Origin of the sequence: Pseudomonas sp. HR96 (assembly GCF_034059295.1) — a bacterium.
GTDB lineage: Bacteria > Pseudomonadota > Gammaproteobacteria > Pseudomonadales > Pseudomonadaceae > Aquipseudomonas.
Genome location: NZ_CP139141.1, coordinates 1757665 through 1784551, shown reverse-complemented (window position 1 = coordinate 1784551; position 26887 = coordinate 1757665). Strand labels below are relative to the sequence as shown.

Here is a 26887-nt window from a genome sequence, read left to right as displayed (position 1 = left end):
TCTAGGGGGCTCTGCCCCCTCCCACCAGCGCATTCGCCTCACTCCACCACGAAGCCCAGCCCCTGCAACGCATTGATCGCGCATTGCTCGTCGATGTCCGAGGTATCCCCGCTGATGCCCACCGCACCAAGCACCTTGCCGGCCGCATCGCGAATCAATACGCCACCCGGTGCCGGCACCACCGACCCCTGACCCAGGCCATTGAGCGCGGCGTAGAACGCCGGGCGTTGCTGCGAGTCCTGGGCCAGCAGGCGCGACGCCTTGCCCAGGGCGATCGCGCCCCAGGCCTTGCCGGTGGCCACTTGCGGGCGCAGCAGGCTGGCGCCGTCCTCGCGTTGCAGGCTGACCAGGTGGCCGCCACTATCGATCACGGCCACGGTCAAGGGTGCGGCCTTGATCTCGCGGCCATAGGCCAGGGCGCGTTCGACCACGCGGTTGGCGGTGTGCAGATCCAGTGTGCTCATGGTTGAGTCCTGTTGTTATTGGAAGTAATGGCGGAAAAAGCTAGCTATCAATAGAGCACAAATCAAAATCTATTTGTATACAATTATCTCATCAATAAAGCGCAAATTGTCGCAGGTGACCGCCCGTGCTGCACGCAAGCCTTCTGGCGAAAAGCCATTGACCTGCCCCCGCAGTCGTGAATACACTCCTCCCACAGCTACTTGTATACAATTACAAAGCCAAAGAGGCACAAAAAATGAGCAAGATGAGAGCAATCGACGCCGCCGTTCTGGTGATGCGCCGTGAAGGTGTTGATACCGCGTTCGGTATTCCGGGCGCCGCGATCAACCCGCTGTATTCGGCCCTCAAGAAAGTCGGCGGCATCTCCCACGTGCTGGCCCGTCACGTCGAAGGCGCCTCGCACATGGCCGAGGGCTACACCCGTACCAACGCCGGCAACATCGGCGTGTGCATCGGCACCTCGGGCCCCGCCGGCACCGACATGGTCACCGGCCTCTACAGCGCCTCGGCCGATTCCATCCCGATCCTCTGCATCACCGGCCAGGCGCCGCGTGCCCGCATGCACAAGGAAGACTTCCAGGCGGTCGACATCACCAGCATCGTCAAGCCGGTGACCAAGTGGGCCACCACCGTGCTGGAGCCGGGCCAAGTGCCTTACGCCTTCCAGAAGGCCTTCTATGAAATGCGCACCGGCCGCCCAGGCCCGGTGCTGATCGACCTGCCGTTCGACGTGCAGATGGCCGAGATCGAATTCGACATCGACGCCTACGAGCCGCTGAGCATCGCCAAGCCGGCCGCCACCCGCGTGCAGGTGGAAAAAGCCCTGGCCATGCTCAATGAAGCCGAGCGCCCCTTGCTGGTCAGCGGCGGTGGCGTGATCAACGCCGATGCCAGCGAGCAGCTGGTGGAATTCGCCGAGCTGATCGGCATCCCGGTCATCCCGACCCTGATGGGCTGGGGCACCATCGCCGACGACCACCCGCAGATGGTGGGCATGGTCGGCCTGCAGACTTCGCACCGCTACGGCAACGCCACCCTGCTCAAATCCGACCTGGTGCTGGGCGTGGGCAACCGCTGGGCCAACCGCCACACCGGTTCGGTCGACGTCTACACCCAGGGCCGTCGCTTCATCCACGTCGACATCGAACCGACCCAGATCGGTCGCGTGTTCACCCCTGACCTGGGCATCGTCTCCGACGCCCGCGCTGCGCTGGACATGTTCCTCACCGTGGCCCGCGAGTGGAAAGCCGCCGGCAAGCTCAAGGACCGCAGCGCCTGGCTGGCCGACTGCCAGGAGCGCAAGCGCAGCCTGCACCGCAAGACCCATTTCGACAACGTGCCGGTCAAGCCGCAGCGCGTCTACGAAGAGATGAACAAGGTATTCGGCCGCGACACCTGCTACGTCAGCACCATCGGCCTGTCGCAGATCGCCGGCGCGCAGTTCCTGCACGTGTACAAGCCGCGTCACTGGATCAACTGCGGCCAGGCCGGCCCGCTGGGCTGGACCATTCCGGCCGCGCTGGGCGTGGTCAAGGCCGACCCGAGCCGCAAGGTCGTGGCCCTGTCAGGCGACTATGACTTCCAGTTCATGATCGAAGAGCTGGCGGTGGGCGCGCAGTTCAACCTGCCGTACATCCATGTGGTGGTGAACAACTCCTACCTGGGCCTGATTCGCCAGGCCCAGCGCGGCTTCGAGATGGACTACTGCGTGCAGCTGGCCTTCGAGAACCTCAACGCACCGGAGCTCAACGGCTACGGCGTGGACCACGTCGCCGTGGTCGAAGGCCTGGGTTGCAAGGCCCTGCGCGTGTTCGAACCGGCGCAGATCGAGCCGGCGCTGAGGAAAGCCCAGGCACTGATGGAAGAGTTCCGCGTACCGGTGGTGGTGGAAATCATCCTGGAGCGCGTGACCAACATCTCCATGGGTACCGAGATCAACGCGGTCAACGAATTCGAAGACCTCGCGCTGGTCGGCGCTGACGCCCCGACTGCCATTTCCCTGCTCGACTGAGGACGCCTCGATGCCACGTTTTGCTGCCAACCTGTCCATGCTGTTCACCGAGCAGGACTTCCTCGCGCGCTTCAAGGCCGCGGCCGACGCCGGCTTCGGCGGCGTCGAGTACCTGTTCCCGTACGACTACAACTCGGCCGAGATCAAGGCCCAGCTGGACCGTCACGGGCTGACCCAGGTGCTGTTCAACCTGCCGGCCGGTGACTGGGCCGGCGGCGAACGCGGCATCGCTTGCCACCCCGACCGGGTGCAGGAGTTCCGCGGTGGCGTCGACCTCGCCATTGCCTACGCACAAGTGCTGGGCAACACCCAGATCAACTGCCTGGCGGGTATTCGCCCGCAAGGCCTGCAGTGCGCCGACGTCGAGAAAACCTTCGTCGACAACCTCAAGTACGCCGCCGACAAGTTGCAGGCCGTGGGCATCAAGCTGGTCATGGAAATGATCAACACCCGCGACATCCCCGGCTTCTACCTGAACAACACCGCGCAGGCCCTGGCCATCCAGGAGAAGGTCGCCAGCGCCAACCTGTTCCTGCAGTACGACATCTACCACATGCAGATCATGGAAGGTGACCTGGCGCCGACCCTGTCGGCCCATCTGCCGAAGATCAATCACGTGCAACTGGCCGACAACCCCGGCCGCCACGAACCCGGCACCGGCGAGATCAACTACCGCTTCCTGTTCGAGCACCTGGACCGCATTGGCTACCAGGGCTGGGTGGGCTGCGAATACAAGCCGCTGACCACCACCGAAGCCGGCCTCGGCTGGCTCAAGACTCACAACGCGATTTGAGGACAACAACAATGGCTAAAATCGGTTTTATCGGCACCGGCATCATGGGCCTGCCCATGGCTTTGAACCTGCAGAACGCAGGCCACAGCCTGTTCCTCTCCACCCACCACGACCCGGCCCCGGCCGCGCTGGTGGACGGCGGTGCGGTTGGCCTGGCCAACCCGCGCGAAGTGGCCCAGGAAGCGGAATTCATCATCGTCATGGTGCCCGATACCCCTCAGGTCGAAGACGTGCTGTTCCGTGAAGACGGTGTGGCCAAGGGCCTGAGCGCCGGCAAGGTGGTGATCGACATGAGCTCGATCTCACCCACCGCGACCAAGGGCTTCGCTACCCGCATCAAGGAGACCGGCGCTGCCTACCTCGACGCCCCGGTCTCCGGCGGTGAAGTGGGCGCCAAGGCCGCGACCCTGAGCATCATGGTCGGCGGTTGCCCGAAGGCCTTCGATCGCGCCCTGCCGCTGTTCCAGAGCATGGGCAAGAACATCACCCTGGTCGGTGGCAACGGCGACGGCCAGACTGCCAAGGTGGCCAACCAGATCATCGTCGCGCTGAACATCCAGGCAGTGGCCGAGGCCCTGCTGTTCGCCGCCAAGAACGGCGCCGACCCGGCCAAGGTGCGTGAAGCGCTGATGGGGGGCTTCGCCTCCTCGAAGATTCTGGAAGTGCACGGCGACCGCATGGTCAAGGGCACCTTCGACCCGGGCTTCCGTATCAGCCTGCACCAAAAGGACCTCAACCTGGCCCTGCAGGGCGCGCGCGAGCTGTCGATCAACCTGCCCAACACCGCCAACGCGCAACAGGTGTTCAGCACCTGCGCCGCCCTGGGTGGCAGCAACTGGGACCACTCGGCGCTGATCAAGGGCCTGGAGCACATGGCCAACTTCTCGATCCGCGACGGCAAGCAGTCCTAACCCGTCGAAGGCCTTGCCCCCCCTGTGGGAGGGGGCAGAGCCCCCGAGCGTTTGCCGACAACGCCACACCCTGACAACAACTGCGAGACAAAGAATCTTGCGCCCCTTCACTCCCCCCGAATCCTTCTGCCCTGACTGGGCCACCGCCCTGCTCAACGGCTTTTCCCAGGTCATCTTGCAGCGCAACCCGCTGTGCGGCCTGTGCTGCCTGCTGGCCATCCTGCTGACCGAGCCGCAATGGGTCGGCGGCGCTCTGCTGGGTGCCCTCGGCGGCCTGCTCACCGCACAACGCCGCGACTACCCCCGAGTTCAACGCCAGGCCGGCCTGTACAGCTACAACGGCGTGCTGATCGGCGTGCTGCTGTGCAGCCAGATGGCCTGGTCGGCGCTGCTGCCGTTGCTGATCCTGGCCAGCAGCGGCCTCAGTGCCATCCTGGTCGAACAGTGGCTGCGCCGCTGCACCCGGCCCAGCTGCCTGCCCGCCTACACCGCGCCCTTCGTGCTGCTCGCCTGGGCGATCTTGCAACTGAATGATTCCGCGCCAGCGGGCGCCGCGCCGCCCAACCTGCCGTTGTGGCAAGCCTGGCTGGTCGGTATCGGCGAGATCTTCGTGCTCGGCAAACCCCTGGCCGGGCTGCTGATCGTCCTTGGCCTGCTGCTGGCTGACCGCCGTGCAGCCGCCTGGGCGCTGCTCGGTTCGGCCTGCGGGCTGGGCTTTGCGCTGCTCCAGGGCCAGCCGGCAGGCACCGGCCTGTATGGCTTCAACCCGGCACTGGCGGGCCTGGCCTTCAGCAGCGGGCGGCTGCGTCCAGCCTTGGCGATCGGGCTGGCGGTGCTGCTGGAGCCAGGCTTCTCCATACTGCCGCTGCCGGGCCTGACCGCGCCGTTCATTCTCGCCTGCTGGCTGGTCAAGGCCGGCGAGCGGGTGCTGCGCGAGGCGGCGCGCAACCACCTGCCCTTGCAAACGGATGGCCAAAGCTCCTAGGCTCTGCGCTTTGCCGCCGACCGAGCCACCATGAACCAGCCATCCCCGAGCCTGCGCGAACGCGTCTACATCGTCGTGTTCCAGAGCGACACCCGCGCCGGCCGGCGCTTCGACAAGGCCTTGCTGGTGATCATCCTCGCCAGCCTGCTGGTGGTCATGCTCGACAGCGTCGAGACGGTGCACCGGCAGTACGCCGGGCTGTTCGCCTGGATCGAATGGGGTTTCACCTTCATCTTCGCCGTGGAGTACCTGGTGCGCCTGTACTGCTCGCCGAAACCGCTGCGCTATGCCTTCAGTTTCTATGGGCTGATCGACCTGCTGTCGATCGTGCCCGGCATCATCGCCATCTTCTACAGCGACGCGCAGTACCTGATGGTGGTGCGCATGGTGCGCATGCTGCGGGTGTTCCGGATCCTCAAGCTCAGCCCCTACCTGATGCAGGCCAACTACCTGCTGGCGGCGCTGCGCGGCAGCCGGCAGAAGATCATCGTGTTCCTGCTCAGCGTGTCGACCCTGGTAACCCTGTTTGGCACCCTGATGTACGTTATCGAAGGCCCCGAGCACGGCTTCACCAGCATCCCCAAGGGCATCTACTGGGCCATCGTCACCCTGACCACCGTGGGCTTTGGCGACATCGTGCCGACCACCGCGCTGGGGCAGATACTCTCATCGCTGGTGATGATCACCGGCTACTCGATCATCGCCGTGCCCACCGGCATCTTCACCGCCGAGCTGGCCAACGCCATGCGTGGCGACGAGTTGGTGCATGCCTGCCCCTCATGCAAAAAGGACCACCACGAACCGAACGCGGCATTCTGCTCGCGCTGTGGCAGCAGCCTGTTCGCCAAACGGGAATAAGCACAGCACGTTTCGTTCGATCGAAGCGCAACGCCGCGCTGGCATAATGCGCAGCGCCAATACCCTGATAACATCGAAAACACCCAAGGGAATTCACAGTGAAAAAACTTCTGAGCGCCTCGTTGCTCGCTGCCAGTATCGGCCTCGCCAGCCTGGCGCATGCGGCCACCGCGCCGCTACTCAACGTCTCCTACGACGTGATGCGCGACTTCTACAAGGACTACAACGCCGCCTTCCAGAAACACTGGCAGGCCGAGCACGGCGATTCGATCAACGTGCAGATGTCGTTCGGTGGTTCGAGCAAGCAGGCCCGCTCGGTGATCGACGGCCTGCCCGCCGACGTCATCACCATGAACATGGCCACCGACATCAACGCCCTCGCCGACAACGGCAAGCTGGTGCCGGACAACTGGGTCACGCGCCTGCCCAACAACAGCGCGCCGTTCACCTCGGCCACCGTGTTCATCGTGCGCAAGGGCAACCCCAAGGCCCTGAAAGACTGGCCCGACCTGCTCAAGGACGGCGTGCAGGTGATCGTGCCCAACCCCAAGACCTCGGGCAACGGCCGCTACACCTACCTCTCGGCATGGGGCTACGAGCTCAGGCACGGCGCCAGCGAGGACCAGGCCAAGGCCTTCGTCGGCAAGCTGTTCAAGCAGGTTCCGGTGCTCGACACCGGCGGTCGCGGCGCCACCACCACTTTCATGACCAACCAGATCGGCGACGTGCTGGTGACCTTCGAGAACGAAGCGGAGATGATCGCCCGCGAGTTCGGCCGCGACCAGTTCGAAGTGATCTACCCCAGCGTGTCCGCCGAAGCCGAACCGCCGGTGAGCGTGGTCGACAAGGTGGTGGACAAGAAAGGCAGCCGCGCCGCCGCTGAGGAATACCTCAAGTACCTGTGGTCGCCGGAAGGCCAGGAAATTGCCGCCGCCAACTACCTGCGCCCCCGCGACCCGGCGGTGCTGGCCAAGTACGCCGATCGCTTCCCCAAGGTCGATTTTCTCTCGGTCGAGAAGACCTTCGGCGACTGGCGCACGGTGCAGAAGACCCACTTCGCCGATGGCGGGGTGTTCGATCAGATCTATACCGGCAAATAGCTGTATCGACCCCCTCCTGAGTCGAGCTTGGGAGGGGGCGAAGACCCCGAGTTTTGCAAGCGGTTACATCGGCGGCGTGACGCCGTTCTCACCCGCCGAGACCGCCTTGGTGCTCAGCGACCCGTCCGCCGCCTTCTGCGCGAACAACAACACTTTCACTCCCGGCTTGAGCAGGCTGCGGTCGCCTGGCACCAGGTTGACCACCGGCACGTCGTCCGGCACCACCACTTTCTTCTCGCCGCCCTTGTAGTTGACGGTCATGGTGCGGCCATTGGCGGTGACCAGGTCGCCGACGCTGCCGTTGGTCATGGTGCTGTCCCTGGTCAGGTCGAAGGCGCGGTGGCCATCGCCGGTACCGGCCAGTTCCGGTGGAAACACGTGGACTTCGAGGGCCTTGAGGGTGCCGTCCGCCTGGGGGATGGCAGCGGTGCCGACGTAGCTGCCCGGCTTGATGTCGGCGATGTTGGCCAGGGTCACACCACGCACCTGGAGGTCCTTGGCCAGCGCAATGCTCAGGTCCTGGCCGCGGTTGGTGTGGACCTTGAGGGTATCGCCGTCGACGGCAGTGATGGCGCCACGAACACCGACCCGCTGGTCGTCGGCGGCCTGGGCCTGGGTCATCGCCAGCAGCAGGGCCGAAGCCAGCAGCGAACCCTTGCAGAAGGAAGCGAGGTACTTGTTCATGGGGCGAGCGTTCCTTTTCATGGTTATCAGGTGGGCGCTGACAGCGCCACAGAATCAGGGATGCAAACGCCCCAGCCCCGGTGGCACGCCGGTGGCGTCGGTCGCCTGCCACGGCCCTTGCGGGCTGGTCGACCAGCCCCAGCCATCGTTCCAATGGTAATAGGTGCGCTGGCGGTAAAAGGTGTCAGGCTGATCTTCCAGCACATACACGCCCAGCTTTGGGTCCCAATGGCTGGCACCACCCGGCGGCGGCGCGAAGCTGGCGGAGGTTCTGGGCATCGGCTTGACCGGCGCGCTGGGCGGGGTCACCGGGCCTGGCGTGCCCTGCGGCGGGGTGCCCGAGGGCAAGGTCTGGATCGGCGGCAGCGGCGCGCTCTGCTGCGGTTGCACCGCACAGGCGCTCAGCCCCAGCACCAGGGTCAGCAGGGTAAAACGGGCAATGGCCGGCATTCGCGGTTCTCACTGAAATCGTTGCTTATTGATCCGGGCTGTCGATGGTCAAGGACTGCACCGCGTCGCTGCGGCTGGACACCGCCTGGCCACGCGCCACCCACTCGCCCTGGGTCGGCTGGCCGGCGCGGGACACGCGAGCCATCAGTTGGACTTCAGGGAAGTTCGACAGTTTCAAGTTCGGCATCATCGCATCGCTGTCGCTCAGCACGACCTCCTGGGGCAACTGCGCCACGGTCAGGCGCTTGACCGCCAGCGGCATCGGCGGCCCGGACACCGCGCGGGCGAAGACGAACACGCTGTCACCAGGCTGCACCTTGCCCGCCAGCGCCGCGCCCAGCCGCACCCGTACCTTGAGCGTGGCCTGTGGGGCCACTGGCGCGGCAGCGGTGGGTTGACCACCGGCGGCCAGCAGGCTGGCGCGGGCCTTGTCGATGCCGCCCGCAAGCGCCGCGCGCGAGGCGTCGTCGGCTGGCAGCAAGGCCAACAGACGCTGCCAGTAATCGATCGCCTGCTGCCAGCGCTGCCCTTCGAACGCGGCGATACCCAGCAGGCCGAGGCTGGTGGCCTCGCGCGGATCGGCCTGCAGGGCTTCGTCGACCAGACCCTGGATCTGCGTCGACCACTGCTTGTTGCCAGCGAAGTACAAGGCCTGGGCCCACTGCCCGAGCAGCTCGGGCTGGCGCCCGGCGAGTTTGGCGGCGAGTTCGAACAACCGCGCGGCATCGGCCGGGCGGTTCTGGTTCATGTAGGTGCGGCCCAGGAAGTACAGGCCTTGCGGTGAGTCCGGCTGCGCCGCCACGGCGCGCTCCAGGCGCGTCGTCATCTCCTCCATGGAGCGCGGCGGCTGGGAGAATTCCTCGGTCAGCTCGACCTGGTCACTGGCGCCGTAGTGCAGGTACAGCCCCAGCGCCAACACCGGCACCAACAGCGCCGCCAGCAAGGGCACGGCCTTGCCCAGCCTGGTCGTGCCAGCCGGCATGACGCCTTCGGTGTCGTTCAACAATTCGCGAGCGGCCTCGGCCTGGCCGCTGTGCAGCTGGGCGGCGCTGAGTACGCCTTCATCCTGCTGGGCGCTCAATTCGGCGACGCGCTCCTGGTACAGCGCGACATTCAGGGCGGTGCGGTCTTCCTCCAGCTGGCCACGACGGCCACGCAACAAGGGGATCAACAAAAAACTCAAGGCGACCAGCAGCATCAGCCCTGCGCCAAGCCATAAATCAGTCATGGGTGCTCTTTTCGTTCAGCGTGCTGTTGGGGGTGCCAGGGGCAAGCAGTTGCGCCAGGCGTTCGCGTTCGGCGGGCGCCAGCTCGTCCGTGGCGGCAGCGGGCGCGCCACGGCGGCGGCGCACCAGCACGCCGATCACCACCACGCCGGCCAGCAGCAGCCCGGCCGGGCCAAACCAAAGCAGGCTGGTGCGCGCGGTCAAGGCCGGCTTGTAGCGCACGAATTCGCCGTAGCGGTCGACCATGAAGTCGATGATCTGCTGATTGTTCCTGCCCTCGCCGAGCATGCGGAAGATCTCCCGGCGCAGGTCGGCGGCGATCGGCGCGTTGGAGTCGGCGATGTCCTGGTTCTGGCACTTGGGACAGCGCAGCTGCTGGGTCAACTGGACAAAGCGTTCGCGCTCGGCGTCGTTGGCGAACTGGTAGGTGTCGATGGCGGCCTGGGCCACGCCAGCCAGGCTCAGGGTCAGCGCTGCAGCGCTCAGCCAGCGCTTCATGGCCGGGCCTCGTCGACCAGGGCCTGGTAGCGGGGAGCGACCTTGTCGCGCCAGATACTGTCGTCGATCACGCCCACGTACTTGTCACGGATCACGCCCTTGGCATCGATCAGGAAGGTCTCCGGCGCGCCGTACACACCGAGGTTCAGGCCCAGGGTGCCGTCCGGGTCGCTGATGTTCTGCTGGTAGGGATCGTGGAATTCGCTCAACCATTTCAGGGCCGCAGCGTTGTCGTCCTTGTAATTGATGCCGTAGATGACTACGCCCTGCTCGGCCAGGCGGTTGAGCACCGGGTGCTCTTCGCGGCAGGACACGCACCAGGTGCCCCAGACGTTGACCAGCGCCGGCTTGCCCAGCAGTGTCGCACGAGTGGCCGGCTGGCCGCCCTGCACGGTGGTCAGGGCGAACTCGGGGAACGGCTTGCCGATCATCGCCGACGGCAATTCGGTGGGGTTCAGGTACAGCCCGCGGTAGAGAAACACCGCCAGCACCAGGAACAGTGCCAATGGCACCAACAACATCCAGCGCTTCATGCCGCTGCCTCCGTCATGCCCAACACATCGCGCACTTTGGCGCGTACCTTGACCCGATAGCGCCGGTCGAGCGCCGCCAGGGCGCCGCCCAGCGCGGTCAGCAGGCCGCCGAACCAGATCCAGCGCACGAACGGCTTGACGTGGATGCGCACTGCCCAGGCACCGTTGTCCAGCGGCTCGCCCAGGGCCACGTAGAGGTCGCGGGTCAGGCCGCCGTCGATGCCGGCTTCGGTCATCATCGACTGCTGCACGGTGTACAGGCGCTTTTCCGGATGCAGCAAGGTGACCTGGGTGTCCCCGCGCAAGACCTGCACGGTGCCGCGATCGGCGGTGTAATTAGGGCCTTGCACGTGCTGCGCGCCCTGGAAGATGAAGTGGTAGCCGGCCAGATCGACGCTCTCACCCGGCGCCATGCGCAGGTCGCGCTGGGCGCTGCTGTTGCTCGACAGCACCACGCCCAGGGCGCAAACGGCAATGCCCAGGTGCGCCAGCTGCATGCCCCAGTAGCTGCGGGTCAGGCCGCGTGCGCCGCGCAGCAGGCCCTTGTGCCGGGTCTTGTCGAGCAGGTCGCGCGCGCCGGCCAGCAGCACCCAGGCGGCCAGCGCAAATACAGTCAGCACCGGCCAGTCGAAATCGTCGAGCAACAGGCCACCGATCGGCGCCAGCACGGCGCTGCCGATCAACACCGGGGTAAGCATGCCACGCAGCCATTGCACCGGCGTGTCCTTCCACCGCACCAGCACGCCGACCGCCATCACCAGCATCAGCAGGCCCATCAGCGGCACGAACAGCGCGTTGAAATACGGCGGCCCGACCGACAGCTTGGCGCCACTGAGGGCGTCCACGGCCAGTGGGTAGAGGGTGCCCAGCAGGATCATCGAGGCGGCCACCACCAGCACCAGGTTGTTGCCCAGCAGCAGGGTTTCGCGCGACCACAGGTTGAAGCCGACGTGGCTCTTGACCACCGGCGCGCGCACGGCGAACAAGGTCAGCGAGCCGCCGACCACGCACAGCAGGAAGATCAGGATGAACACCCCGCGGGCCGGGTCCGAGGCAAAGGCATGCACCGAGGTCAGCACACCGGAGCGCACCAGAAAGGTCCCCAGCAGGCTCAGGGAGAACGCGGCAATGGCCAGCAGCACGGTCCAGCTTTTGAACACGCCGCGTTTTTCGGTGACCGCCAGCGAGTGGATCAGCGCCGTGCCCACCAGCCAGGGCATGAATGAGGCGTTCTCCACCGGGTCCCAGAACCACCAGCCACCCCAGCCCAGCTCGTAGTAGGCCCACCACGAGCCGAGCGTGATGCCAAAGCCCAGGAAGCTCCAGGCGACGATAGTCCACGGTCGGCTCCAGCGCGCCCAGGCGGCATCGAGCTTGCCGCCGAGCAAGGCGGCGATGGCGAAGGAAAACGCCACCGAGAAACCGACGTAACCCATGTACAGCATCGGCGGGTGGATGATCAGGCCGGGGTCCTGCAGCAGCGGGTTGAGGTCGGCACCGTTGAGCGGGATCTGCGGCAGCACCCGGGCAAAGGGGTTGGAGGTGAGGATCAGAAACAGCAGGAAGCCGGTGCTGATCATGCCCATGACCGCCAGCACCCGGGCCAGCATCACCTGCGGCAGCTGGCGCGAGAAGATTGACACGGCGAAGGTCCAGCCGCCAAGGATCAGCGCCCACAGCAGCAGCGAGCCCTCGTGGGCGCCCCACACGGCGCTGAACTTGTAGTACCAGGGCAAGGCGCTGTTGGAGTTCTGGGCGATGTAGGCGACCGAGAAATTATCGTTCATGAAGCCGTAGGTGAGGCTGGCGAAGGCGAACACCAGGAAGGCGAACTGGCCCCAGGCGGCCGGGCGCGCCAGGCTCATCCACAGGCGGTCGCCGCGCCAGGCGCCGATCAGCGGCACGCTGGCCTGGAACACGGCGAAACACAAGGCGAGAATCATCGCCAGATGGCCCAGTTCGGGCACCAGCAGTTGTGCGTTCATCGCGCTGCCCCTACCTGCTCGCCGCCCTGCAAGGCAGTGCTGTCGCTCGTCTTGCCGCTCTCGCTCATCTTGCCGCTGTCTTTGAGGGCCTTGGTGACCTCCGGCGGCATGTACTTCTCGTCGTGCTTGGCCAGCACTTCATCGGCGACCACCACGCCGTCGGCGTTGACCTTGCCGAGGGCGACGATGCCCTGCCCTTCGCGGAACAGGTCAGGAAGGATGCCACGGTAGGTGACGGTGACCTCATGCTTGAAGTCGGTGACCACGAAACGCACGTCGAGCGAGTCGGTCGAGCGCTGCAAAGAGCCCTTCTCGACCATGCCGCCGGCGCGGATACGGGTGTCGGCCGGTGCTTCGCCGCTGGCGATCTGGCTCGGGGTATAGAACAGGTTGATGTTCTGTTGCAGGGCGCTCAAGGCCAGGCCCACGGCAACGGCGACCCCGGCGAGCAGACCGAGGATGATCATCAGGCGTTTTTTGCGCAGCGGGTTCACAGCGACTTCTCCCGGCGCAGACGACGCGCCTCTTCCTGCAGGTAACGGCGGCGGGCCAGCAGCGGGCTGGCGATGTTCAAGGCAACGACGAACAGGCCCAGCCCATAGGCCGACCAGACGTACAGGCCATGGTGTCCCATGGCCAGGAAATCGCCGAATGAAGCAAATGTCATGGCGCCACCTCCTTGACCTGGGGCTGGCCCAGCGCCTGGCGTACTTCATCCTTGACCCAGCTGCTGCGCGCTTCGCGCTTGAGCACTTCCAGGCGCATGCGCAGCAGCAGCACGGCACCGAAGAAGCAATAGAAACCGAGCACGGTGAACAGCAGCGGCAGCCACATCTCGGCCGGCATGTCGGGCTTGGAGGTGAACGAGAACGTCGAGCCCTGGTGCAGGGTGTTCCACCACTGCACCGAGAACTTGATGATCGGGATGTTGATCACCCCAACGATGGCCAGCACTGCGCAGGCCTTGGCCGCGCTGTCGCGGTTGCTGATGGCCTGGCCAAGGGCGATCAGGCCGAAATACAGGAACAGCAGGATCAGCATCGAGGTCAGGCGTGCATCCCACACCCACCAGGCGCCCCAGGTCGGCTTGCCCCAGATGGCTCCGGTGGCCAGTGCCAGTGCAGTCATCCAGGCACCGACCGGGGCGGCGCACTGGATGGCGACGTCGGCGATCTTCATTTTCCACACCAGGCCGACCACCCCGGCCACCGCCATCATCACGTAGCAGGACTGCGCAAGCATGGCCGCCGGCACGTGGATGTAGATGATCCGAAAGCTGTTGCCCTGCTGGTAGTCGGGCGGCGCGAACGCCAGGCCCCAGACCACGCCGATGCCGATCAGCAGCGCTGCAGCACCAGACAGCCAGGGCAGCAGGCGACCGCTGATGCCGTAGAACCACTTGGGCGAGCCGAGCTTGTGGAACCAGGTCCAGTTGAACGTGCTGCTCTTCATAAAATACTGCTTTTCATAAAAATGCTGCTTTTCATCAGGCACATCCCGTTTCTGGCGAGCCGTCTGTGCGGCCGGTCCAGGTTATTCGCCGACGCTGATTTTCAGGCCGGCTGCGATAGCAAAGGGTGTCAGGGTGACCGCCAGCGCGGTCAGGCTACCCAGCCAGAGCAGGTAACCTGTGGTCGGCAGGCCTTGTAGCGATGCCTGCAGGGCACCGCTACCGAGGATCAGGACCGGAATGTATAGAGGCAGGATCAGTAGCGCGAGCAACAGCCCGCCTCGCTTGAGCCCCACTGTCAGCGCCGCGCCGACCGCACCGAGCAGGCTCAGTACCGGTGTGCCCAACAGCAGGGATGCCAACAATACCGGGATGCTCGCCGCTGGCAAGCCCAACATGACCGCCAGCACGGGCGAGACGACGACCAGCGCCAGGCCGGAAAACGTCCAGTGCGCCAGCACCTTGGCCAGCACCAGCCAGGCCAGCGGATGCGGCGACAGCAACAGTTGCTCCAGCGAGCCGTCCTCGAAGTCGCTGCGAAACAGGCCGTCCAGCGACAGCAACACCGCGAGCAGCGCGGCAACCCAGATCAACCCCGGCGACAAGGTGCTCAGCAGCTGCGCCTCGGGGCCCACGGCCAGGGGAAACAAAGCGATGACGATGGCGAAGAACACCAAGGGGTTGGCCAGCTCGGCCGGGCGGCGGGCCAGCAGCAGGGCCTCGCGACGCAACAGCAGGAGAAACACGCTCATGGCCGTGCCCCGCTCAGGTCCAGCTCGCGATAACCGGGCGGCATCAGGCCCAGGCTATGGTGGGTGGTCAGCACCACCACGCCGCCGTTTTCGCAATGGCGCGCCAGGTGCTCCTCGAGCTGGGCGACGCCCTGCTTGTCCAGGGCGGTGAACGGCTCGTCGAGAATCCACAAGGCCGCGCTGTCCAGATACAACCGGGCCAGCGCCACCCGCCGCTGCTGGCCGGCCGAAAGCGCATGGCAGGCAACGTCTTCGAAACCGCGCAGGCCCACGGCGGCCAGCGCCTGCCAGATCGCCGCGCGCGCGGCCGGGCGGTGCAGCGCCGCCAGCCAGGCGAGGTTTTCCTCGGCACTCAGCAGCTCCTTGATGCCGGCGGCGTGGCCGATCCACAACAGCCCCGCCTGGGCCTCGCCGGCGGGCCGGTCGACGCTGCCGGCGGCTGGCGCCATCAAGCCGGCGAGCAGGCGCAGCAGGCTGGTCTTGCCGCTGCCGTTGGGGCCACTGACCTGCAGCATGTCACCGGGGCACAAACACAGGTCAAGGTTTTCGAAGAGCAGGCGGCCGTCACGCTCGCAGGTCAGGGCGTTGGCTTGAAGGAGGGCGGCGGGTGCAGAACCAATCACAAAAAAACTGCCTTGATGCGTAAAAAAAGGGTCATTCAAGTCTGGTGTTCGCAGGCCGATATACTGCCATGAATCTGTATACAAACCACGCGTCACTTTTCAGCAATCAGACGTTCGCGCCTTTGGCGCCGACGTTCGGCGTTGGCCCGAGAACGCCATTTCGACAGGTTTGCCGTCAATGACAAGTGAAATAACCAGCCTTTCGCCACCCTCCGGCGCCGCGGCCGTGCCCCCCGCGCTGGCCACGGCTGCGCGCAACGCCGCCGCCACGGGCGACCTGCTTCAGCTGTTGCAACCCGAAGCCGTGGTCCCCAGCGACCAGACCGCGCCGGCCCAGGTGCTGACCCTCAAGCAGGCCGGTCAAGCCTTCGAATTGCTCCTGCAGGTGACCTTGGCCAGCGGCCAGCAGACTACGGTCAAGACCAGCAGCCCCCAGCCGCTGCTGCCCGGTACCGCGCTGACCGTCAGCCAGCCGACCAGCAGCACCCTGGCGGTCACCGTGCAGCAGGCGCGCAGCGATGCGGTCAGCGCCCTGGTGCAACTGGACACCAGCAAGTTGCCGGTCGGCACCTTGCTGCAAGGCAAGGTCCTGACCAGCCAGCTGTTGCCCCAGGCCAATGGCCAACCGGCGGTCTATCGAGCCCTGGTCAGCCTGCTCAACAGCGCCCAGGCCGGCGCCGTGCTGACCCTCGACAGCCCGCAGCCGCTGCGCCTGGGCAGCCTGCTCAGTGCCCAGGTGCAGGGCAGCCAGCAGCTGCAGTTCGTGCCCCTCAGCGGGCGCCTCGATCAACTGGCGCTGACCCAGCAGCTGGCGGCGCAACAAGGCCGCCAGGCCTCGCTGCCGTCGATGCTGGCGGGCCTGGCCGCCCTGCAACAGGCCGATATGGTGCTGCCCGCCGACGTCCAGGACAGCCTGCAAACGCTACTGGCCAGCCTGCCCGAGCTGCCCGACATGGCCAATCCAAAAGCTCTCGCCCAGGCGTTGCAGGGCAGCGGCGTGTTCATGGAGCCGGCCTTGCTCGCCGGCCAGGCTGCCAGCCAGCCGGTCGACCTGAAGACCGGCCTGCTGCGCCTGATCGCCCAGCTGACGCCACTGCTGCCTGCGGCCAGCAGCTTCAACCCGGCAGCACCGAATAACGCTGTCAATGCCTTGGCCCAGGGGCTGCCGGGCTATGTGCGCAACGCCCTGGGCATGCTCGGCCAGGTCGGCGCCAAGCCCGAGCCGGTCGGCTTTCCGCTGCCCGAGCGACTGCTCGCCGAAGGCGATGGCGAAGGTGACATCGAACACCTGCTGCGCCTGGCCAGCGCGGCCATCTCGCGCCTGCAGAGTCATCAGCTTTCCAGCCTGGAACAGACCGGCATCAACCCCCAGGGCCGCGTGCAGACCACCTGGCAGCTGGAAATCCCCATGCGCAACCTGCAGGACATCGTGCCCTTGCAGGTCAAGCTGCAACGCGAAGACCTGCGCGACGACGAGGCGCCGCCGCGCCGGGAAAACGAACGCCCGGCGCCGGCGCAGACCCAGCACAAGCTCTGGCGCCTGGAACTGGCCTTCGACCTGGCCCCGCTGGGCCCGCTGCAGGTTCAGGCACAGCTGCTGCACGGCGTGGTGTCCAGCGACCTGTGGGCCGAACAGCCGAGCACCGCCCAGCTGATCGCCGCGCAACTGGGCACGCTGCGCGCCCGCCTGCTCGACTGCGGCCTCAACGTCAGCGAGCTGAACTGCCATCAGGGCATCCCCCCGCGCGGCCCGCGCACTCGCCTCGAACAACGCTGGGTGGACGAAACCGCATGACCGACCGCGCCCCTCGCCAGGCCATTGCCTTGAGCTACGACGGCCACCAGGCCCCGACCCTGACCGCCAAGGGCGACGCCGAGCTGGCCGAAGCCATCCTCGCCATTGCCCGCGAATACGAAGTGCCCATCTACGAGAACGCCGAGCTGGTGAAAATGCTCGCTCGCCTGGAGCTGGGCGACAGCATTCCCCAGGAGCTGTACCGGGTCATCGCCGAGATCATCGCCTTCGCCTGGCGCCTGAAGGGCAAATTCCCCCAGGGCTTCGTCGAGCCGCAGGTTGGGATCGAGAAGGATGTGACGCCTCGTTGAATGGCAAACCGGCCTTGCGGCCTCTCGGGGTTGCACCCCTCCCACATTGACCGCTGGCACTCCAACATGTGGGAGGGCGCAGAGCCCCCGAGAGGCCGCCAGGCCGGTTTGATCCACTGACCGAGCACTATCTACCGCTGCACCCCCCCTCGCCCTGCCGATCATGGCGGCGCACCACTCCCGGTGCCTATCCAAGGACAGAGCCAATGCCCAGCAATCAAGACACCCGCACCTTTCTCGCCAACACCCTGAAAACCTTCCCCCGCCCGGACCGGGCTGCAGCTGATGCCGTGCGCCAGTGGGCCAAGGGCCGCAGGCTGGCGCTGGACCCCGACAAGGTCGATGCGGTGACCTTGCACTACCAGCGCCAGGGCGAGCACTGGGTCGGCGTGGTCGCCGCGAAAATGACCCTGACCCAGGCCTTGCTGGGCAACTGGCAAGGCGAGTCGAGCAATGACCTGATCGGCGCCGTGCTGCATGAAGGCTGGGCCGGCGACCCGCCGCCGGTGCCGATCACCCCGGCCACGGCGCTGAAGATGCGCGGGCTGTTCAAGTACGGCGCCGATTATCAGATCTACAACGGCCTGTATCGGCAGACCGGCGCCGAGCACTACGGTGCCGACAACCATGTGCAGATCCCCGCCGAGGACTTTCAGCGCTTCATCTGGGAACTGGACTTCCTCACCCCCTACAAGGCCAGCCTGCACGACTTCTGGGCCACAGGCCTGGAGCATTACCGCGTCGCCCTGAAGGCAGCGTTCCTGACGGCCTGCAACCGGCAGGTTCAGCAGGGCAGCCTGAGTCAGGCCGGCCAGGCGCTGGCCTGGCAGGTGGCGGGCGTGCAACCCAAGCCGACCTGGAGCAGCCTGGGCCAGCGCAGTCGGCGCAATGAGGTGGTGCAGGTGTCGGCGCTGGACGTGTACGGCTACCCCAGCACCGACATCCTGTACCTGCGCAACAACGCCAGCGGCCTGGTGCTGCTGTACATCCCCGGCAACTCGTCGCCGTTGCACGAGTTCGTCGACGAGGCAGCGATGAAAAACTGGTTCGCCAGCCAATGCCAGAGCAGCGACAAGCGCGAATCGCTCAAGGGCCATTTCCGCCTCGCCGACCTGCCTACCGGCACGGACTTCAGCGGCGTGGAAAACGCCCTGACAGGCCTGGGCCTGTACCCCGAACCGCACCTGCTGGACCCTAACCACTATGCCGGTTTTGCCACCAGCGGCGTGTGGGAGCCGGCGCATACCCTGAACTACAAGGACGGCGAATACACCCCGCCGATCGACGGCGACGTTTTTCTGGCCCTGGCCAACCGCTATCGCAAACGCTCTACCGACGACGCCGAATTCGTCATTACCACCGACGCCCGGGTCACCAAGGCCAAGTGGCGCGGCTACGTCGGCACCGCGATGAACATGCTCACCCCATTGGCAGTGCTGGCACCGGAGTTGGCAGTGCTGTTGGCGCTGGGCGGCGTGGCGCAATTCGGCCTGGCGCTGGACCAGGTGCTCGAAGCCAGGAACCAGCAGGACCGTCTGGAAGGCATCGAAGGCCAGGTGTTCGGCCTGCTCAACGCCCTGCCTCTGCTGCACGGCGTGGTGAGCAAGGCCCCGGAGCTGTTCAGCATCAAGCGCCCCGGGTTCGTCAGCCCGCGCCGCATCAATGGCCAGCTCGGCTATCCGCTGAGCCCTTTGACCCCGCCGCAACTGCAAGGCGAACTGGCAGAACTGGAGCCCTTCTTTCGCGACATGAATCTGGTCGACACGCTCCCCGGGGCCGACCCACAGCTGGCCGGTGCGGTGCAGCGCATCCCTTCGATGAAAGGCGAACTGGACAAGCTGCAATGCACCATTGGCGGTTATCTGGCGATGGTGGAATACGACATCGAGCGCAACGCCTTTCGCCTGGTGTCGGGCAACGGGCCGGTCGGCGCCTATTACATTGCGCCGGCCGAACGCGCAGCGTCCGCCGCTAGCGAGGATTCGATGGTCCGGCTGACCGATCTTGACCGTGAAGTGACCGACGAACAGCGCATGAGTACGCTGCGCGCGCTGGGCTCCCGCCTGCGCCTGCCTGTCGATTACCCTGCCATGCATCCCGTTGGCGCAACGCCCGTGCCGAAGAAGGTTTCCTGCCTGTGGGTCGGCCAGCGCGAGATGGGCGAGCCGTATCTGAGCACCCTGGCGAAGAATGCGCAGCGGCTCAAGAACAGCACGTTCGAACACCGGCTGTTTCTCTCATCACAGTCGCCAGAAATGTTCGCCATCAATTCGGCGAAGATCAAGGCCGTGGCGCCCTCGCTGGAGATCGTCGAACTGGAGGCCCAGGAAGGCTTCAAGGCGTTCCAGGCCAGCGACTACTACGCCCAGTACCAGGCGGCGCTGGACGGCAATGGTGGCGTGGCCATCAACGAAGCCTCGGCCAGCGACATCCTGCGCTACCGGCTGCTCAAATGGGAAGGCGGCCTGTACATGGACTGCGACGACGAGATCCTCGCGCTCGGCATCGACGTCCCGGGGCAAGGGCCGGCCATGCACATCGACGAACTGGCCCTGGTCGCCGACGAGCGTGGCCTGCTGGTGTCCTTCCCGGTGTCGGACGAGCGCCTGGGCATGAAGGTCAAGTTCAACAGCAGCCTGTTGGGCAGCCATGCTGGCAACCCGGTGCTGGACGATATCTCCAATGAAATGCTGGCGCGCTACCGGGCCAATCCGGATTTCTACAACCAGCGCCCCAAGGCCGAGGTCGACCTGCCGGCACACCAGCGCTATGCCCGGCAGCTGAACTACATGACCGGACCGGGGCTGCTCAATGATGTGATCGACACCCAGTTGCCGGCCTTGAGCCAACTGCGCGAATTGTGCGACTACGTCACCCTGCCCCGCGCGGACGACGCGCTGGGCCCGCTGGAGCAGGATCGCTACAGCGAGGCGGTCAGCGCAAACATGCCGTTCACGTTCTTTGCCCGGATCGGCAGCGGCGGCAGTTGGGAATAGGTTTTTGCCTGTGCGTGGGGGGGGGGTAAAGCCCCTCCCATCACCCACTGGTCTATGCTGACTGATCCGTCAGGCAAGGACCCAACAATGACAACTCTCCCGCCCCGCCGGCCGCAAAGCGTCATCCCGCCCTATATGCTCGAACACATCGGCGAACACGGTGACGAGCCCCAACGTGACTCGGCCAAGAAGACCCTCGAACATGTGCGCCTGGCCATGGCCAAGCCGCAGGCGCCGACCGATGCGCCGGCGGCCATGGCATTGCTGGCGACCACACCGCAGCACACCCCTGGCGTGGTCCAGCGCACCCTCTACAACGCCAAGCACAAGGGCACCCTGCCCGGCAGCGTGGTGCGCAAGGAAGGTCAGGCGGCGATCAACAACCGCGCCGCCGATGAAGCGTACGAGTACCTCGGCGCGACGTACGACTTCTACTGGAAGGTGCTGCAGCGCGATTCGCTGGACAACAAGGGCCTGCCGCTGGTGGCCTCGGTGCATTACGAAGTCGACTACCCCAACGCCTACTGGGACGGCAAGCAGATGGTCTTCGGCGATGGCGATGGCAAGATCTTCAATCGCTTCACCATTGCCATCGACATCGTCGCTCACGAGCTGACCCACGGCGTCACCGAGAGCCAGAATGCGCTGCTGTACATCGAGCAGTCCGGCGCGCTCAACGAGTCGATGTCCGACGTGTTCGGCGCCATGGTCAAGCAGTACCACCTCAAGCAGACGGTGACCCAGGCCGACTGGATCGTCGGCGCCGGCATCCTGTTCAAGGGCATCAACGGCAAGGGCCTGCGCTCGATGTCCGCCCCGGGCACTGCCTACGACGATCCTCTGCTGGGCAAGGACCCACAGCCGGCGACCATGGCCGGCTTTGTCAGCAATCGCGCCGACAACGGCGGCGTGCACGTCAACTCGGGCATTCCCAACCGGGCGTTCTACCTGGCGGCGACGGCGCTGGGTGGCAATAGCTGGGATACCGTCGGCAAGGTCTGGTACCAGACCCTGTGCGACCCGACCTTGACCCGCACCGCGCGCTTCGACGAGTTCGCCAAGCTCACGGTCAAGCACGCCAGGACCCTGCTCGGGCAGAAAGCCGCGACCCAGGTGAAGACCGCCTGGAAAACCGTGGAGGTGCTGTGATGGAGCCGCTTGCAGCCTTGCATCCCGACAGCGTGCTGGAGCTCGCCCAGGAAGGCGGCGTGGCCTTCATGCCCAAGCTCAACGGGTTGCGCCGGATCGAGCTGGGGCAGCTGAACGACGAAGCGCGCGGGCATCTGTGCGAGCTGATCAACGGCTTGCTGCCTTTTGCGCAGAAGCCCGAGGACGCCGGCCGGGGTGACCAGCGCTATTTTCGGTTGGTGGTGCAAGGCAAGCTGGAGTTGCGGGTACCGGAGTCCAAGCTGCCCAAAGGCTTGCTGGAGCTGTGGAAAGCCGGCGGACGGTAGCCCGGTCCCTGTGGTTCCTGTGGTTCCTGTGGTTCCTATAGCACCGGGCTTGCTCGGGAAGCGGGTTGCGCAGAACCCATCACACCTCCAGGCAATACCCCACCCCATAGATCGAGCGGATCGGGTCGTCACCCGGCGCGGCCGCTTCCAGCTTGCGCCGCAGATTCTTCACATGGCTGTCCACGGTCCGATCAGTCACCACCCGGTGGTCATGGTACAGATGATCCATCAACTGCTCGCGGGACAGCACCTGGCCGGCGCGGGCGTGCAATGCCGCCAGCAGGCGGAACTCCACCGGGGTCAGCTCCAGCGCCGCGCCGTTGAGGCTGGCCTCGTAGCTTGCGCAGTCGACCACCAGCCCCGGGCGCCCGGTTTCGGTGGGCGGCGCCGAGCGGCGCAGCACCGCCTTGACCCGCGCCACCACTTCGCGTGGGCTGAACGGCTTGCACACATAATCATCGGCCCCCGCCTCCAGGCCCAGCAGGCGGTCGATCTCTTCCACCCGCGCGGTGAGCATGATCACCGGCAGTTGGCTGAAACCGCGCAGCTCGCGGCAGATGTCCAGGCCGTCACGGCCCGGCAGCATCAGGTCGAGCAACAGCAGGTCCGGCGGCTGTCGCCGGATCGCCGCGATCACGCCCAGGCCTTCGGCCAGGTGCTCGACTTCATACCCGGCCGCGCGCAGGTAATCGCCCAGCAACAGCGCCAGCTTGGGCTCGTCCTCCACCACCATCACCCGCTGGCTCATGCCTGCTCCTCCAGCGCCGGCAGGCGCAGGGTCAGCCACAGGCCGCCGAACGGCGAGGATTGCGCCGACAGCTCGCCGCCATGCACCTGGGCGATGCCGCGGCAGATCGCCAGGCCCAACCCTGCCCCGCCACTGCTGCGGCTGCGCGAGTTCTCCACCCGATAGAAACGCTCGAACAGGCGCTTCTGCTGCTCCAGCGGCACCCCGGGGGCGCTGTCCTGGAAATCGATGCAGACCTGGTCGTCGAAGCGACCCATGCGCAGGTTCACCGCGCCGCCGGCGTCGGTGTAGCGCAGGCTGTTTTCCAGCAGGTTGTAGAACAGCTGCACCAGCTTGGCGTCGTCGCCCAGCACCAGCAGCGGTTGCGGCCAGCCTTGCAGGTGCAGGCTCAGCTGACGCTCGGCGAAACGCGTGGCGTAGGCGTCCACGGCCATGCCCAGCAGCGCGCCAATGTCCACCGGGTCGCGGCGGTAGGCCGGGCCGCCGAGTTCGGCCAGCGACAGCTCGAACAGATCGTCGACCAGCTTGCTCAGCGCCATGACCTCGCCTTGCAGGGAGCGCAGCGCCGGGCCATCCATGACCCGGATGCCGTCCTCGATGGCCTCCAGTTCGGCGCGCAGGATTGCCAGCGGCGTGCGCAGTTCATGGGAGATGTCGGCCATGAAGCCACGCCGCTGCTGCTCGTTGCTGGCCAGGGTGGCGGCCATGCCGTTGAAGTCGCGGGCCAGCTGCGCGGCCTCGTCATTGCCGGTCTCGGGCAGCACGGTGCTGTAGTCGCCGGCAGCCAGACGGCGGGTGGCCAGGGCCACGCGCTTGACCGGTTGCAGCAGTTGGTGGGTGATCCACCAGGCGATCACCGCGCTGATCAGCAGGCAGATCAGCCCGATCAGCAAACTGGAGCGGATCTGGTTGAGCTGGAAGCGGCTGTCACCGGTGGCGCTGACGGTTTCGAAGGGGGTCATGGCCAGCCAGCCGACCACCTGGTCGTCGTGGGCAATGGGCACCAGCACGGCCTGGCGATCGAAGGCGGTGTAGCCGGCTACGTAATGCTTCTGGGAGTCGAGCAGGGTGAAGCGCAGGATCGCCCCGGTGAGGTCGGAAATCGGCGGCGTGCCGGGGTAGAAGGTAGTCTTGCCCGCAGGCGGTTCCGGACGGATCAGCTCGAACCAGCCGTGGCCGTTATTGCGTAGATACTCCCAGTCGCCATGGGCGGTCCATGCCTGCTCGAAGCGCGGCAAGGTACTGCGCAGGCGCTCGACCGCCTGGTCGTTGAGGTACCCGAGAAAGCCGTGGGTAAAGCTCAGGTATGCGGCAAAGCCCATCGCCAGCACGGCAAAGGTACACAGCGCCTGGACGGCGACGAACAGCTTGCTGGAGAGGGTCAGTTTCATGGCGCGCGCGCTGGAATGTATTGCGAAGCTGACATTAACGGCGCTGAGTCCGGTGGTTACAAGGGGCTGAGGGCAATCTCCATAATGTCTGCACATTGTGCGGTCGCCAGGTGGGAGGGGGCAAAGCCCCCGAGAGGCCGCCAGGCCGGTTTGATCCTGAAACCCGGAACATCAGACATCGCGGGCCTGGCCCGCTCCCACATGAATACGATCAGCATCTTCTCAACTGCGATGCAGCTTGCTCATCAACTCCGCTTCAGCCTGGGTCAGGCCGCAGGCCTGGGTCAGTTCGTCGATCGAGGCGCCCATGCTCACCAGCTTGGCAGCCTGGTCGAAGGACAGGCTAGCCGGGTCGCGCTGGTGCAGCTGCTCGAGCTTGTCAGGCAGCGGCGCCACCACGGCGCGCAGTTCGTGCAGCGCCTCGCCCATGCGCACGGTACCGTTCTGGTAGGCATCCACGCGCTTGGCCAGGTCGCGCAGGCGCTGGTCACGCGTGGCGTCGTCGGCTTCCTGCAAGGCCCGCAGGCGTTTCTGCTCGCGGGCAAAACTCAAGAACAGCGCCACGGTGGTCACCCACAACAGCGCCAGAACAATGACCGCCACCTCGAAGATCAATCAGATGTTCTCCAGGTCGGACCATTCTTCCTCGGACATCATCTTGTCCAGCTCGACCAGGATCAGCAGTTCGCCGTTCTTGTTGCACACGCCCTGGATGAATTTGGCCGACTCGTCGTTGCCGACGTTGGGCGCGGTCTCGACTTCCGACTGGCGCAGATAGACCACTTCAGCCACGCTGTCGACCAGGATACCCACCACCTGCTTGTCCGCCTCGATGATGACGATGCGGGTGTTGTCGCTGATGTCGCTGGGCTGCAGGCCGAAGCGCTGGCGGGTGTCGATCACGGTGACGACATTGCCGCGCAGGTTGATGATGCCCAGCACGTAGGCCGGGGCGCCCGGCACCGGAGCGATCTCGGTGTAGCGCAGCACTTCCTGGACCTGCATCACGTTGATGCCGTAGGACTCGTTGTCCAGCTTGAAGGTGACCCACTGCAGAATCGGATCTTCGGAACCTTGTGCAGACGACTTCTTCATAACCCTGACCCCTCGTTGGTGTTCATGTTCATTGGCCCGCAGGCCGTTTGGAAAGCTTGCCCGGCTTGGCCGGCTTGGCCGCAGCCGCAGCGGCCGCCTGCATTTGTTTGACGGCGCCGCTGGCAATCAATTCGGCCAGCTGCGCCACGTCCAGCAAGGCGCACATGTGTTCGATCACGGTCCCGGCCAGCCACGGCCGCTGGCCTCGCTGGCCGCGCCATTTGATTTCGTCGGGGTCCAGGCGCAGCGAACGGCTGACCTGATGCACCGCCAGCCCCCATTCGTAGCCCTGCACCGAGATGACATATTGCAGACCTTGCTGGAAATCGTCGCGGTAACGGTCGGGCATCACCCAGCGCGCCGTGTCGAGCACCTTGAGGTTGCCCATCTGCGTCGGCAGGATGCCGAGAAACCAGTTCGGCTGGCCGAACAGCGGCGTCAGCTCCTGGCCGGCCAGCGGGTAGATCGAGCCCAGGCACACCAGCGGCACGGCCAGGGTCAGGCCGGCGACATCGAACAGCAGGCACTCGAACGGCTCGCTGGCCCAGTCCGGGCGGCCGTCGAAGCTGGCCGGCGGCGGCGGTTGGCCGGTGGCGGCAGCGGGCGCGTGCAGTTCGACCAGAGGCTCTACCACCGGTTCGGCGACGACCAGCGGCTGCGCCTGCGGTTCAGGGGCAAGCGGCGCAGGGGCGATCTCGGCCACAGCCGGCGGCAGACTGGCCGGGACAGAGACGGGGACAGGCTCGGCGGCAATCACCTTGCTCAGCAACGCGTCACGAGCCTGTTCCTCGCGCACGGCAGCCTCGAAATCGTCCTGCGGCTCGGCAATGGGCGCGGGCACAGGTACCGGCGCCAGCTCCAGTTCCAGCTCCTCGGTGGCCTCCTGCAGCAGGCCGTCCAGGTAGGACTGCAGCGCCTGTCGGGGCTTGGTGGCGATGTCGACTGGGCGGCTCATCAAGCCACCTGCGCTTGCAGCTGCTGGGCCAGCATGTGCTTGAGCAGTGCCCGGTAGGCCAGCACGGCACGGCTTTTCGGGTCGAAGGAGGAAGGCGTCTGCCCTGCCCGGCTGGCGTCGCGCAGACGCGTGTCGACCGGGATATGACCCTGCCAGATATGCTCGGGGTAGCTGTCACGCAGTGTGCGCATGGTCGCCAGCGATGCCTGGGTGCGGCGGTCGAACAGAGTCGGGATGATGCTGTAGGGCAACGGCTGCTTGCGCGAGCGGTTGATCATGTCCAAGGTGCTGACCATGCGCTCCAGGCCCTTGACCGCGAGAAACTCGGTCTGCACCGGAATCGCCAGCTGCTGGCTGGCCGCCAGGGCATTGACCATCAGCACGCCCAGCAACGGTGGGCTGTCGATCAGCGCGTAGTCGAATTGCTGCCACAGCTGCGCCAGACTCTTGGCGACCACCAGGCCCAGGCCGCTCTGCCCCGGCGACTGGCGCTCGAGGGTGGCCAGCGCGGAGCTGGACGGCAGCAGGGCAATACGCTCCTCACTGGTGCCCAGCAGCAACTGCGCCGGCAGGCCTTCAGGCACGTGGCCCTTTTGCAGGAACAGGTCGTAGCAGCTGTTTTCCAGCTGATCGGGGTTGTGGCCGAAATAGCTGGTCATCGAGCCGTGCGGATCGAGATCGACCACGACCACACGCTTGCCCGCCTCGGCCAGCAGCCCGGCCAGGGCGATCGACGTGGTGGTCTTGCCTACGCCACCTTTTTGATTGGCTACTGCCCAGACTCTCATCGTGTTGCTTTCCCCCCCGGGGTGGCGCGG

General features: G+C 65.8%; 29 protein-coding genes. 11 read left to right on the top strand and 18 right to left on the bottom strand.

Annotated features, from left to right (window positions below; translation table 11 throughout):
* Window positions 1-38 precede the first annotated feature (38 nt).
* The gene (locus SFA35_RS08405) at window positions 39-464 is read right to left on the bottom strand and encodes a heme-binding protein (protein ID WP_320577183.1); all 426 of its coding nucleotides are present in this window, start codon (window positions 462-464) and stop codon (window positions 39-41) included.
* A 236-nt stretch (window positions 465-700) separates the two neighbouring features.
* Here SFA35_RS08405 and gcl point away from each other — a divergent pair, with 236 nt between their 5' ends.
* The 6 genes from gcl to SFA35_RS08375 all read left to right on the top strand — a co-directional run bounded on the left by gcl (window position 701) and on the right by SFA35_RS08375 (window position 7123).
* Window positions 701-2476, top strand: coding sequence for a glyoxylate carboligase (gene gcl, locus SFA35_RS08400; protein ID WP_320577181.1), 1776 nt, complete (start codon window positions 701-703; stop codon window positions 2474-2476).
* A gap of 10 nt (window positions 2477-2486) precedes the next feature.
* The gene (hyi, locus tag SFA35_RS08395) at window positions 2487-3269 is read left to right on the top strand and encodes a hydroxypyruvate isomerase (protein WP_320577178.1); all 783 of its coding nucleotides are present in this window, start codon (window positions 2487-2489) and stop codon (window positions 3267-3269) included.
* An 11-nt stretch (window positions 3270-3280) separates the two neighbouring features.
* A complete protein-coding gene (locus SFA35_RS08390; RefSeq protein ID WP_320577176.1) occupies window positions 3281-4180 on the top strand; it encodes a 2-hydroxy-3-oxopropionate reductase in 900 nt (299 codons plus the stop codon).
* A gap of 97 nt (window positions 4181-4277) precedes the next feature.
* Entirely contained in the window at window positions 4278-5165 is an 888-nt protein-coding gene (locus SFA35_RS08385) for an urea transporter (protein WP_320577174.1), read from the top strand.
* Between the two features lie 30 nt (window positions 5166-5195).
* Window positions 5196-6023, top strand: a complete 828-nt coding sequence (locus SFA35_RS08380) for an ion transporter (RefSeq protein WP_320577172.1) — start codon at window positions 5196-5198, stop codon at window positions 6021-6023.
* 98 nt (window positions 6024-6121) lie between these two features.
* A complete protein-coding gene (locus SFA35_RS08375) occupies window positions 6122-7123 on the top strand; it encodes a sulfate ABC transporter substrate-binding protein (protein ID WP_320577170.1) in 1002 nt (333 codons plus the stop codon).
* Window positions 7124-7186: 63 nt separating this feature from the next.
* Here SFA35_RS08375 and SFA35_RS08370 read toward each other — a convergent pair whose 3' ends face one another.
* The 11 genes from SFA35_RS08370 to ccmA form a co-directional block, all read right to left on the bottom strand.
* A complete protein-coding gene (locus tag SFA35_RS08370) occupies window positions 7187-7807 on the bottom strand; it encodes a hypothetical protein (RefSeq protein WP_414058503.1) in 621 nt (206 codons plus the stop codon).
* A gap of 54 nt (window positions 7808-7861) precedes the next feature.
* On the bottom strand, window positions 7862-8257 hold the full coding sequence (locus SFA35_RS08365; protein ID WP_320577168.1) for a hypothetical protein: 396 nt from the start codon (window positions 8255-8257) through the stop codon (window positions 7862-7864).
* A gap of 25 nt (window positions 8258-8282) precedes the next feature.
* Window positions 8283-9485: a c-type cytochrome biogenesis protein CcmI gene (gene ccmI / locus SFA35_RS08360; RefSeq protein WP_320577166.1), complete on the bottom strand. Its 1203-nt coding sequence runs from the start codon at window positions 9483-9485 to the stop codon at window positions 8283-8285.
* Window positions 9478-9981 (bottom strand): cytochrome c-type biogenesis protein, encoded by a 504-nt coding sequence (locus SFA35_RS08355; RefSeq protein ID WP_320577163.1) that lies wholly within the window; start codon window positions 9979-9981, stop codon window positions 9478-9480. The genes ccmI and SFA35_RS08355 overlap by 8 nt, the downstream gene beginning before the upstream one ends.
* Window positions 9978-10514 carry a DsbE family thiol:disulfide interchange protein gene (locus tag SFA35_RS08350; protein WP_320577159.1) on the bottom strand — a complete coding sequence of 179 codons (537 nt, stop codon included), beginning with the start codon at window positions 10512-10514 and terminating at the stop codon, window positions 9978-9980. Before SFA35_RS08350 ends, SFA35_RS08355 begins: the two co-directional genes overlap by 4 nt.
* Window positions 10511-12484, bottom strand: coding sequence for a heme lyase CcmF/NrfE family subunit (locus SFA35_RS08345; RefSeq protein WP_320578910.1), 1974 nt, complete (start codon window positions 12482-12484; stop codon window positions 10511-10513). Before SFA35_RS08345 ends, SFA35_RS08350 begins: the two co-directional genes overlap by 4 nt.
* Before the next feature lie 11 nt (window positions 12485-12495).
* A complete protein-coding gene (gene ccmE, locus SFA35_RS08340) occupies window positions 12496-12993 on the bottom strand; it encodes a cytochrome c maturation protein CcmE (protein ID WP_320577157.1) in 498 nt (165 codons plus the stop codon).
* Complete coding sequence (gene ccmD / locus SFA35_RS08335) at window positions 12990-13166, bottom strand: heme exporter protein CcmD (protein ID WP_320577154.1); 177 nt, start codon at window positions 13164-13166, stop codon at window positions 12990-12992. The genes ccmE and ccmD overlap by 4 nt, the downstream gene beginning before the upstream one ends.
* Window positions 13163-13951: a heme ABC transporter permease gene (locus SFA35_RS08330; protein WP_320577151.1), complete on the bottom strand. Its 789-nt coding sequence runs from the start codon at window positions 13949-13951 to the stop codon at window positions 13163-13165. The genes ccmD and SFA35_RS08330 overlap by 4 nt, the downstream gene beginning before the upstream one ends.
* An 81-nt stretch (window positions 13952-14032) precedes the next feature.
* Window positions 14033-14701 carry a heme exporter protein CcmB gene (ccmB, locus tag SFA35_RS08325; RefSeq protein WP_320577149.1) on the bottom strand — a complete coding sequence of 223 codons (669 nt, stop codon included), beginning with the start codon at window positions 14699-14701 and terminating at the stop codon, window positions 14033-14035.
* Entirely contained in the window at window positions 14698-15324 is a 627-nt protein-coding gene (gene ccmA / locus SFA35_RS08320; RefSeq protein ID WP_320577147.1) for a cytochrome c biogenesis heme-transporting ATPase CcmA, read from the bottom strand. The genes ccmB and ccmA overlap by 4 nt, the downstream gene beginning before the upstream one ends.
* A 178-nt stretch (window positions 15325-15502) precedes the next feature.
* Here ccmA and SFA35_RS08315 point away from each other — a divergent pair, with 178 nt between their 5' ends.
* From SFA35_RS08315 to SFA35_RS08295, 5 genes are all read left to right on the top strand, one after another.
* The gene (locus SFA35_RS08315; RefSeq protein ID WP_320577145.1) at window positions 15503-17119 is read left to right on the top strand and encodes a flagellar hook-length control protein FliK; all 1617 of its coding nucleotides are present in this window, start codon (window positions 15503-15505) and stop codon (window positions 17117-17119) included.
* Entirely contained in the window at window positions 17116-17430 is a 315-nt protein-coding gene (locus SFA35_RS08310; protein ID WP_320577143.1) for an EscU/YscU/HrcU family type III secretion system export apparatus switch protein, read from the top strand. The genes SFA35_RS08315 and SFA35_RS08310 overlap by 4 nt, the downstream gene beginning before the upstream one ends.
* A gap of 206 nt (window positions 17431-17636) precedes the next feature.
* Complete coding sequence (locus tag SFA35_RS08305; protein WP_320577139.1) at window positions 17637-20426, top strand: dermonecrotic toxin domain-containing protein; 2790 nt, start codon at window positions 17637-17639, stop codon at window positions 20424-20426.
* 87 nt (window positions 20427-20513) lie between these two features.
* Complete coding sequence (locus SFA35_RS08300) at window positions 20514-21575, top strand: M4 family metallopeptidase (protein WP_320577137.1); 1062 nt, start codon at window positions 20514-20516, stop codon at window positions 21573-21575.
* Window positions 21575-21880, top strand: coding sequence for a protealysin inhibitor emfourin (locus tag SFA35_RS08295; protein WP_320577134.1), 306 nt, complete (start codon window positions 21575-21577; stop codon window positions 21878-21880). Before SFA35_RS08300 ends, SFA35_RS08295 begins: the two co-directional genes overlap by 1 nt.
* 79 nt (window positions 21881-21959) lie before the next feature.
* Here SFA35_RS08295 and SFA35_RS08290 read toward each other — a convergent pair whose 3' ends face one another.
* From SFA35_RS08290 to SFA35_RS08265, 6 genes are all read right to left on the bottom strand, one after another.
* Window positions 21960-22628 (bottom strand): response regulator, encoded by a 669-nt coding sequence (locus SFA35_RS08290; protein WP_320577132.1) that lies wholly within the window; start codon window positions 22626-22628, stop codon window positions 21960-21962.
* Window positions 22625-24019, bottom strand: a complete 1395-nt coding sequence (locus tag SFA35_RS08285) for an ATP-binding protein (protein WP_320577130.1) — start codon at window positions 24017-24019, stop codon at window positions 22625-22627. Before SFA35_RS08285 ends, SFA35_RS08290 begins: the two co-directional genes overlap by 4 nt.
* Window positions 24020-24241: 222 nt before the next feature.
* Window positions 24242-24634, bottom strand: a complete 393-nt coding sequence (locus SFA35_RS08280) for a DUF2802 domain-containing protein (protein WP_320577128.1) — start codon at window positions 24632-24634, stop codon at window positions 24242-24244.
* On the bottom strand, window positions 24635-25114 hold the full coding sequence (locus SFA35_RS08275) for a chemotaxis protein CheW (protein ID WP_320577126.1): 480 nt from the start codon (window positions 25112-25114) through the stop codon (window positions 24635-24637).
* A 28-nt stretch (window positions 25115-25142) separates the two neighbouring features.
* A complete protein-coding gene (locus SFA35_RS08270; RefSeq protein WP_320577124.1) occupies window positions 25143-26069 on the bottom strand; it encodes a CheW domain-containing protein in 927 nt (308 codons plus the stop codon).
* Window positions 26069-26857, bottom strand: coding sequence for a ParA family protein (locus tag SFA35_RS08265; RefSeq protein WP_320577121.1), 789 nt, complete (start codon window positions 26855-26857; stop codon window positions 26069-26071). The genes SFA35_RS08270 and SFA35_RS08265 overlap by 1 nt, the downstream gene beginning before the upstream one ends.
* Window positions 26858-26887 lie beyond the last annotated feature (30 nt).

Excerpts from the sequence above, each read along its gene's own strand:
- SFA35_RS08380 (WP_320577172.1), top strand. The coding sequence starts at position 5,196 with ATGAACCAGCCATCCCCGAGCCTGCGCGAACGCGTCTACATCGTCGTG.
- SFA35_RS08305 (WP_320577139.1), top strand. The coding sequence starts at position 17,637 with ATGCCCAGCAATCAAGACACCCGCACCTTTCTCGCCAACACCCTGAAA.
- hyi (WP_320577178.1), top strand. The coding sequence starts at position 2,487 with ATGCCACGTTTTGCTGCCAACCTGTCCATGCTGTTCACCGAGCAGGAC.
- SFA35_RS08300 (WP_320577137.1), top strand. The coding sequence starts at position 20,514 with ATGACAACTCTCCCGCCCCGCCGGCCGCAAAGCGTCATCCCGCCCTAT.
- ccmI (WP_320577166.1), bottom strand. The coding sequence starts at position 9,485 with ATGACTGATTTATGGCTTGGCGCAGGGCTGATGCTGCTGGTCGCCTTG.
- SFA35_RS08355 (WP_320577163.1), bottom strand. The coding sequence starts at position 9,981 with ATGAAGCGCTGGCTGAGCGCTGCAGCGCTGACCCTGAGCCTGGCTGGC.
- SFA35_RS08285 (WP_320577130.1), bottom strand. The coding sequence starts at position 24,019 with ATGAAACTGACCCTCTCCAGCAAGCTGTTCGTCGCCGTCCAGGCGCTG.
- SFA35_RS08330 (WP_320577151.1), bottom strand. The coding sequence starts at position 13,951 with ATGAAGAGCAGCACGTTCAACTGGACCTGGTTCCACAAGCTCGGCTCG.
- SFA35_RS08310 (WP_320577143.1), top strand. The coding sequence starts at position 17,116 with ATGACCGACCGCGCCCCTCGCCAGGCCATTGCCTTGAGCTACGACGGC.
- ccmD (WP_320577154.1), bottom strand. The coding sequence starts at position 13,166 with ATGACATTTGCTTCATTCGGCGATTTCCTGGCCATGGGACACCATGGC.
- gcl (WP_320577181.1), top strand. The coding sequence starts at position 701 with ATGAGCAAGATGAGAGCAATCGACGCCGCCGTTCTGGTGATGCGCCGT.
- SFA35_RS08290 (WP_320577132.1), bottom strand. The coding sequence starts at position 22,628 with ATGAGCCAGCGGGTGATGGTGGTGGAGGACGAGCCCAAGCTGGCGCTG.
- ccmB (WP_320577149.1), bottom strand. The coding sequence starts at position 14,701 with ATGAGCGTGTTTCTCCTGCTGTTGCGTCGCGAGGCCCTGCTGCTGGCC.
- SFA35_RS08275 (WP_320577126.1), bottom strand. The coding sequence starts at position 25,114 with ATGAAGAAGTCGTCTGCACAAGGTTCCGAAGATCCGATTCTGCAGTGG.
- SFA35_RS08390 (WP_320577176.1), top strand. The coding sequence starts at position 3,281 with ATGGCTAAAATCGGTTTTATCGGCACCGGCATCATGGGCCTGCCCATG.
- SFA35_RS08370 (WP_414058503.1), bottom strand. The coding sequence starts at position 7,807 with ATGAACAAGTACCTCGCTTCCTTCTGCAAGGGTTCGCTGCTGGCTTCG.
- SFA35_RS08315 (WP_320577145.1), top strand. The coding sequence starts at position 15,503 with ATGACAAGTGAAATAACCAGCCTTTCGCCACCCTCCGGCGCCGCGGCC.
- SFA35_RS08265 (WP_320577121.1), bottom strand. The coding sequence starts at position 26,857 with ATGAGAGTCTGGGCAGTAGCCAATCAAAAAGGTGGCGTAGGCAAGACC.
- SFA35_RS08365 (WP_320577168.1), bottom strand. The coding sequence starts at position 8,257 with ATGCCGGCCATTGCCCGTTTTACCCTGCTGACCCTGGTGCTGGGGCTG.
- SFA35_RS08405 (WP_320577183.1), bottom strand. The coding sequence starts at position 464 with ATGAGCACACTGGATCTGCACACCGCCAACCGCGTGGTCGAACGCGCC.
- SFA35_RS08270 (WP_320577124.1), bottom strand. The coding sequence starts at position 26,069 with ATGAGCCGCCCAGTCGACATCGCCACCAAGCCCCGACAGGCGCTGCAG.
- SFA35_RS08350 (WP_320577159.1), bottom strand. The coding sequence starts at position 10,514 with ATGAAGCGCTGGATGTTGTTGGTGCCATTGGCACTGTTCCTGGTGCTG.
- SFA35_RS08295 (WP_320577134.1), top strand. The coding sequence starts at position 21,575 with ATGGAGCCGCTTGCAGCCTTGCATCCCGACAGCGTGCTGGAGCTCGCC.